This is a genomic window from Streptomyces sp. NPDC006134 (assembly GCF_040628835.1).
Taxonomy (GTDB): Bacteria; Actinomycetota; Actinomycetes; order Streptomycetales; family Streptomycetaceae; genus Streptomyces.
The window spans coordinates 1-7,825 of the sequence record NZ_JBEXTV010000115.1; the positions used below are offsets into that span (position 1 = coordinate 1).

The following is a 7,825-nucleotide window of genomic DNA, read 5'->3' on the forward strand; positions in this document are numbered from 1 at the left end:
GTCGAGCTGGCCGTACGGGCCGGTGACGAGGCCGGGTGCGGCGTGCTCGAGGAGCTGGTGATCGAGGCGCCCCTCGTCGTGCCGGAGCAGGGCGGGGTGCGGGTCCAGGTCGCCGTGGGTGCCCCGGACGACAGCGGCTCGCGCACCGTGGAGGTCCACTCGCAGCGCGAGGACGCCCCCGGCGACGGGGACGCGTGGACGCGGCACGCCACCGGCACGCTGTCGCCCGCGCCGTCGGCTCGTCCCGCGGACTTCGACTTCGCCGCCTGGCCGCCGCAGGGCGCCAAGGCCGTCGACGTCGGCGGCTTCTACGACGCACTGCGCGAGCGCGGCGTCGGCTACGGTCCCGCCTTCCAGGGCGTGCGCGCGGTGTGGCGGCGCGGCGAGGAGGTCTTCGCCGAGGTCGCCCTGCCCGAGGAACAGCGCAAGGACGCCGACGGGTTCGGCATCCACCCCGCCCTCCTGGACGCGGCCCTCCAGACCGGGTCGTTCCGGGCCGTGACGGGCACGGGCACGGACGCGGAGGACGGGGCCGGGCAGCCGCTCCTCGCGTTCTCGTGGAACGGCCTGGTGTTGCACGCGGCGGGCGCCTCGGCGCTGCGGGTGCGCGTCGCGCCGAACGGCCCGGACGCGCTGTCGGTCCAGGCGGCCGACGAGACCGGCGCCCTGGTCGTGACGATGGACTCGCTGGTGTCGCGCGCCGTGTCCGCCGAGCAACTGGAGAGCGCGGCGGACACGGCGGCCGCCGACGCGCTGTTCCGGGTGGACTGGAGCGAACTGCCGCCGGTCCAGGGGGCGCAGCCGGCGCCGGCGTGGGTGCCCGTGGCCACCGCGGACGAGGTGGCGGCCCTGGCGGCCGAGGCACCGGCGGTGGCCGTCCTCGAAGCCGTCGGCGGCGAGGGGGACGACGCCGTACTGGCGCTGACCTCCCGGGTCCTGGGGGTCGTCCAGGCGTGGCTGGAGGCGGACGCCCTCGAGGAGTCGCAGCTCGTCGTGGCGACCCGGGGCGCGGTGCCCGCCGGTGACGGCACGGTGACCGATCCGGCCGGATCGGCGGTGTGGGGCCTGGTGCGCGCCGCGCAGGCCGAGAACCCGGACCGCATCGTCCTGATCGACACCGGCACCGGCACCGACACCGGCACCGACGGCCACGGCGACGGCCCGGTGTCCGTCCTCGGTACGGCCCTGGCCACCGGCGAGCCGCAGCTCGCGGCACGCGGCAACACCCTCTCCGTACCCCGGCTCGCCCGCGCCGCCGCCACCGAACTCCCGGACGGCGAGGCGGTGTTCAGGTCGGAGGGAACCGTCCTGGTCTCGGGCGGCGGCTCGCTGGGTGAGCTCGTCGCCCGGCATCTGGTCGTCCGGCACGGCGTGCGCCACCTGATGCTGGCCAGCCGCCGCGGCCCCGCCGCCAACGGTGTGCGGGAGCTGGTCGCCGAGCTGACCGGGCACGGCGCGGAGGTCTCCGTCGTGGCCTGTGACGTGTCGGACCGCGCCCAGGTGGAGTCCCTGCTGGCCTCGATACCCGGCGAGCACCCGCTGCGCGGCGTGGTGCACACGGCCGGCGTGTTCGAGGCCGGGCTCGTCGGTACGTTGACCCCGGAGCGCCTGGCGCGGGTGTTCGCGCCGAAGGTGGACGCCGTACGGCACTACGACGAGCTGACGCGCGGCCTGGACCTGGACGCGTTCGTCGTCTACTCCTCCGCCTCGTCCGTCTTCCTGGGCGCCGGCAGCAGCGGCTACGGGGCCGCCAACGCCTTCCTGGACGGCCTGATGGCCCGCCGCCGCGCCGCGGGCCTGCCCGGCCTCTCCCTGTCGTGGGGCACCTGGGCGTACGCGACCAACATGACCGCCCACCTCAGCACCGACGATCAGGCGAGCATGAGCCGGCGCACCAGCCGTGACGGCGTCGTGGCGCTCGAGCCCGCCGAGGGCATGGAGCTGTTCGACGCGGCGATCGGGTCCGCGGAGCCGCTGCTCGTGCCGGTCAAGCTGGACCTGCGGGCGGTGCGCGCCGACGCGTCGGCCGGCGGGACGGTGCCGCCCCTGCTGCGCGGTCTCGTACCGGCGGGGCGGCAGCAGGCGCGGGCGGCGGCCGCGAAGGACGGCGGCCTGCTGCGCCGGCTGTCCGGGCTCGCCGAGGCGGAGCAGGAGGCCCTCCTCCTCGACCTGGTGCGCACGCAGGCCGCGGTCGTGCTCGGGCACAGCGGGCCGGAGAGCATCCGCCCGGACACCGCCTTCAAGGACGTCGGCTTCGACTCGCTCACCTCGGTGGAGCTGCGCAACCGGCTGCGCGAGGCGACCGGCCTCAAGCTGCCCGCCACGCTGGTCTTCGACCAGCCGACCCCGCTCGTGCTCACCCGCCGTCTGCGGGACGAACTCGGTATCGGCGACGACGTCCTTTCCCGGGTGAACGCGAAGATAGAGGACGTCGAGTCGCTGATCGCTGCAGTGACCCTCGACGAATCCATGAGAGCGAGTATCGCTCTCCGCCTTCAGGGCCTGGTGGCCCGGTGTAATGGGGGCGTCGAGCAGACGGATGTCTCCACGGTGGCCGAGAAACTGGAATCCGCGTCGGCCGACGAAGTCCTCGACTTCATCCATGAGGAACTCGGGCTCGTGTGAATTCGCTTCAGGACATCCGGCTCCATCAACATTCTCGTGAGGACTGACGAATGGCCACGGACGAGCAACTCCTCAAAACCCTCAAACGCGTCACCACCGAATTGCACAACCTGCGGAAGCAGGGCGCTTCGCACGCGGGCGAGCCGATCGCGATCGTGGGCATGGCCTGCCGGCTGCCGGGCGGCGTGACGGGCCCCGAGGACCTGTGGCGGTTGGTGCGCGAGGGCGGCGACGCCGTGTCGGGGTTTCCCGACGACCGCGGCTGGGAGCTGGACGGCCTGTTCGACCCGGACCCCGACAACCCCGGCACCTCCTACACCGACCAGGGCGGCTTCCTGCGGGGAGCGGGCCTGTTCGACGCCGGCTTCTTCGGGATCTCGCCGCGTGAGGCCCTCGCCATGGACCCGCAGCAGCGGCTGCTCCTGGAGACCTCCTGGGAGGCGCTGGAGCGGGCCGGCCTCGACCCCCTCTCCCTCAAGGGCAGCGACGTCGGCGTGTTCACCGGGGTGTCCGGCCAGGGGTACGGCTCCGGGGGCGGCGGCGTCGCGCCGGAGCTGGAGAGCTTCACCGGCACCGGCGTGGCATCGAGCGTGGCGTCGGGCCGGGTGTCGTACGTCCTCGGCTTCGAGGGCCCCGCCGTCTCCGTGGACACGGCCTGCTCGTCGTCCCTGGTCGCCATCCACCTGGCCGCGCAGGCGCTGCGGCAGGGCGAGTGCTCGATGGCGCTGGCCGGCGGCGCGATGGTGATGTCGACGCCCGGCACGTTCGTGGTCTTCTCCCGGCAGCAGGGCATGGCCTCCGACGGCCGCTGCAAGGCGTTCGCGGACGGCGCGGACGGCATGGGCCTGGCCGAGGGCGCCGGCGTGGTGGTCCTGGAGCGGCTCTCCGAGGCGCGGGAGCGCGGCCACCGGGTCCTCGCGGTCATCCGGGGCAGCGCGGTCAACCAGGACGGCGCGTCCAACGGGCTCACGGCGCCCAACGGTCCCTCGCAGCAGCGGGTGATCCGCAAGGCCCTGGCCGGTGCCGGACTCGTTCCGGCGGACGTGGACGCCGTGGAGGCCCACGGCACCGGTACGGCCCTCGGCGACCCGATCGAGGCGCAGGCGCTGCTCGCCACGTACGGGCAGGGCCGGGATCCGCGGCAGCCGCTGTGGCTCGGCTCGCTGAAGTCGAACATCGGGCACACCCAGGCCGCCGCCGGCGTGGCCAGTGTCATCAAGATGGTCCAGGCGCTGCGGCACGAGACGCTGCCCCCGACGCTGCACGCCGAGGTCCCGACGACCGAGGTCGACTGGACCGCGGGCGCGGTGGAACTGCTCACCGAGGCCCGGGAGTGGCCGCGCGACGGCCGTCCCCGCCGCGCGGGCGTGTCCTCCTTCGGCATCAGCGGCACGAACGCGCACCTGATCCTGGAGGAGGCGCCCGAGGAGCCGGAGCCGGCCGCCGCGGACGTGGCCCCGGCGGGTGTGGTGCCGCTGGTGGTGTCGGCGCGCAGCGAGGGCTCCCTGGCGGGCCAGGCGGAGCGGCTGGCCGCCTTCGTCGAGGGCGCCGGCGGCGTGCCGCTGCCGCGCGTGGCCCGGGCGCTGCTGTCGGAGCGGGCGCTGCTGCCCGAGCGCGCGGTGGTCCTGGCCGGTTCGGACGAGGAGGCGTGCGCCGGGCTCTCGGCGCTGGCCCGGGGCGAGCGCCCGGCCGGAACCGTGACCGGCAGGGCGGCCGGCCCGGGCGGGCCGGGCAAGGTCGTGTGGGTGTTCCCGGGCCAGGGCTCGCAGCGCGCGGGCATGGGCCGCGAACTGTACGACCGCCACCCGGTGTTCGCCCGCGCCCTGGACGAGGCGTGCGGGCACCTGGACGCGGCCCTCGCGGGGCGGGTCGACCACCCGGTACGGGACGTGGTGCTGGGCAGGGTGGGCAGCAGCGCCGAGCTGCTGCAGCAGACGGTGTTCACCCAGGCGGGCCTGTTCGCCGTCGAGACCGCCCTGTTCCGGCTGGTGGAGTCCTGGGGGGTACGGCCGGACGCGGTCGTCGGCCACTCGATCGGCGAGGTCGCCGCGGCGCACGCGGCGGGCGTCCTGTCGCTGGGCGACGCGGCGCGCCTGGTCGCGGCCCGGGGCCGGCTGATGCAGGCCCTGCCGCCGGGCGGCGCGATGGTCGCGGTGGCCGCGAGCGAGGCCGAGGTCACCGGCCTGCTCGGCGAGGGCGTGGAGGTCGCGGCGGTCAACGGACCGTCCTCGGTGGTCCTCTCCGGCGACGAGGACGCGGTCCTCGCGGTGGCCGGCCGGCTGCGGGAGCAGGGACACAAGACGAAGCGCCTGGCGGTCTCGCACGCGTTCCACTCCCTGCGGATGGAGCCGATGCTGGACGGCTTCGCGGCGGAACTCGCCGGGCTGGAGTGGCACGAGCCGGAGATCCCGGTGATCTCGAACGTGACCGGGCGCCTCGCCGGACCCGGCGAGCTGACGGCGCCCGGGTACTGGGCGGGCCATGTGCGCCGGCCGGTGCGGTTCGCCGAGGGCATCGCGGCCGCGGTCGGATGCGGCGGCGCGCTCTTCGTGGAGCTGGGCCCGGGCGCGGCCCTGACCGGGCTCGTCGAGGAGACGGCGACCGCCGCGGGCGCCGAGGTGACCTGTGTGGCGGCGCTGCGCGACGGCCGCCCGGAGGAGCGGACCCTGCTCGCCGCGCTGGGCGAACTGTTCGTGCGGGGCGTGCCCGTGGACTGGAGCGCCCTGCTCCCGGCCGCCGGCGCCGGCACGGCGCGCGTGGACCTGCCGACGTACGCCTTCGACCATGAGCACTACTGGCTGAGGACCGCCGACGCGGCGACGGACGCGGCGTCCCTCGGACAGACCGCGGCCGATCACCCGCTGCTCGGTGCCGTGGTGCGGCTGCCGCACTCCGAGGGCCTGGTGCTCACCTCGCGCCTCTCGCTGAGGTCGCACCCGTGGCTGGCCGACCACGCCGTGGGCGGCGTGGTCCTCCTCCCGGGCACCGGCCTGGTCGAGCTGGCGGTACGGGCCGGTGACGAGGCCGGCTGCGGGGTCCTGGACGAGCTCGTGATCGAGGAACCCCTCGTCGTGCCGCGGCAGGGCGGCGTACGCGTCCTGGTCGCCGTGGGCGCCCCGGACGGCAACGGCTCGCGCCCCGTGGAGATCCACTCATTGCGCGAGGACGCCCCCGGTGACGGGGAGACGTGGACGCGGCACGCGGCCGGCACCCTGGCGGCCCCGGCCCCGGCCTCGGCCCCGGCCCCGGCTCCGGCCCGGGGCGCGCACGCCGACTTCGCCGCCTGGCCGCCGCCCGGCGCCCGACCGGTCGACGTGGAGAACTTCTACGGCGACCTGGCCGGGCGCGGCTACGGCTACGGCCCCGCCTTCCAGGGCCTGCGCGCGGTGTGGCGGCGTGGTGAGGAGGTCTTCGCCGAGGCCGCCCTGCCCGGGGAACTCCGGGACGGTGCCGACCGGTTCGGCATCCACCCGGCGCTCCTCGACGCCGCCCTGCACGCCGGGATGTTCGGCGCCGAGGCGGAGGCGGCCGAGGAGGAGGCCGGGCGGCCGGTCCTCCCGTTCGCGTGGAACGGCCTGTCGCTGCACGCCCAGGGCGCGTCCGCACTGCGGATCCGCCTGACCGCCGCCGGGCCCGGCGCGGTGTCGCTGGAGGCGGCCGACGAGACCGGCGGCCTCGTTCTCACGCTGGACTCGCTGGTGTCCCGGCCCGTCTCCGCCGAGCAGCTTCAGACGGCGGATCCGGCGGCCGCCGACGCGCTGTTCCAGGTGGACTGGACCGAACTTCCCCTGCCCCAGGGCCCGGTGGCCGCGCCTTCGTGGGCGCCGGTGGCCACGGCCGAGGACGTGGCGGCCCTGGCCGGGAGCGCCGGGGTTCCGCAGGTGGCGGTCCTGGAGGCCGTCGGCGGTGACGGCGACGACGCCGTACTCGCCCTGTCCGCGCGGGTGCTGGGCGTGGTGCAGGCGTGGCTGGCCGCGGACGGCCTCGACGACTCCCGGCTCGTGGTGGCGACCCGGGGTGCGGTGCCCGCCGGTGACGGCGCGGTGCCGGACCCGGCCGGCGCGGCGGTGTGGGGCCTGGTGCGCGCCGCGCAGACCGAGAACCCGGACCGGATCGTCCTGATCGACGCCGACCCGGCCGCCGAGGACGGCGTGGTGCCCGTCCTCGGCCCGGTGCAGGCCCTCGAAGAGCCCCAGGTCGCCGTGCGCGGCGGGACGCTCTCGGCGCCCCGCCTCGCCCGCGCCCTCGCCCACGTCCCGGCCGACGAGGCGCTGTTCGCCCCGGAGGGAACGGTTCTCATCACGGGCGGCACCGGTTCGCTCGGCGCCCTCGTGGCCCGGCACCTGGTCACCCGGCACCACGTACGGAACCTGCTCCTGGTGAGCCGCCGCGGCCCGGCCGCCGCGGGCGCGCCGGAGCTGGTCGCCGAGCTGACCGGGCACGGCGCGGAGGTCTCCGTCGTGGCCTGTGACGTGGCCGACCGCGACCAGGTGAAGTCCTTGCTGGCCGCCATACCCGGCGGGCACCCCCTGCGCGGCGTGGTGCACACGGCGGGCGTGCTGGACGACGGCGTGATCGGGGCGCTGACCCCGGAGCGCCTGGCGGCGGTGTTCGCGCCGAAGGTCGACGCGGTGCGCCACCTGGACGAGCTCACCCGTGGCCTGGACCTGGACGCGTTCGCCGTGTTCTCGTCCGCGTCGGGTGTGTTCGGCTCGGCGGGCCAGGGCAACTACGCCGCCGCCAACGCCTTCCTCGACGGTCTGATGGCCGACCGCCGCGCGGCCGGTCTGCCCGGCCTGTCCCTGGCCTGGGGCCTGTGGGAGCAGGACGCCGGCATGACCGCCCACCTGGGCGACGCCGACCAGGCCCGCGCGAGCCGCGGCGGTGTCCTGGCGATCACGGCGACCGAGGGCATGGAGCTGTTCGACGCCTCCCTCGGGTCCGGCCGGGCGCTGCTCGTGCCGGTCAAGCTGGACCTGCGCGGGGCGCGGGCCGGCGCGGCCCTCGGCAGCCCGGTCCCGCACCTGCTGCGCGCTCTCGTCCCGGCGGGCCGCCGGCCTGCGCGGGCCACGGCCGGAAGGGACGGCGACCTGCCCCGCCGCCTCGCCGGGCTCGCCACCGCCGAGCAGGAGGCGCTGCTCCTCGACCTGGTGCGCACCCAGGCCGCGGTCGTGCTCGGCCACAGCGGGGCGGAGAACGT

Annotated in this window: 2 protein-coding genes; both read left to right on the top strand. The window is 76.2% G+C overall.

Features of this window, described 5'->3' with window-relative positions; all coding sequences use genetic code 11:
• A partial coding sequence (locus ABZ340_RS35950; protein ID WP_358786101.1) for an SDR family NAD(P)-dependent oxidoreductase occupies positions 1-2,625 on the top strand: 2,625 nt, incomplete at its 5' end.
• Between the two features lie 50 nt (positions 2,626-2,675).
• Positions 2,676-7,825, top strand: a 5,150-nt coding sequence (locus tag ABZ340_RS35955) for a type I polyketide synthase (RefSeq protein ID WP_358786102.1), incomplete at its 3' end; no start/stop codon positions are given.